The sequence below is a fragment of the Bacillus siamensis KCTC 13613 genome, assembly GCF_000262045.1.
Taxonomy (GTDB): domain Bacteria; phylum Bacillota; class Bacilli; order Bacillales; family Bacillaceae; genus Bacillus; species Bacillus siamensis.
The window spans coordinates 1-256 of sequence record NZ_AJVF01000027.1; the positions used below are offsets into that span (position 1 = coordinate 1).

Here is a 256-nt window from a genome sequence, read left to right on the forward strand (position 1 = left end):
AAGCTCGTCCATCTCCACCCAGAACGCCGGCACCATGTAGTCCGGAAGCGTGTCTTTCAGCGCGGCTTTGAGCGCTTCGATATCATCCTGCTGAGGTGCGACATAGGCGCAAAGCGCGGTATTGCCCGCTTTGTCTTCCACCGCCGTCACCGCCGCGTCATGAACGTCCGCAAGCTGCGCGAGGCGGACTTCAATTTCTGAAAGCTCGATCCGGTAGCCGCGCACTTTGACCTGCTGGTCGATGCGGCCGATGTAT

Annotated in this window: 1 protein-coding gene; it reads right to left on the minus strand. The window is 59.8% G+C overall.

Features of this window, described 5'->3' with window-relative positions; all coding sequences use genetic code 11:
* A partial coding sequence (locus tag Y79_RS01000000120025; RefSeq protein ID WP_032864780.1) for an AMP-binding enzyme occupies window positions 1–256 on the minus strand: 256 nt, incomplete at both ends.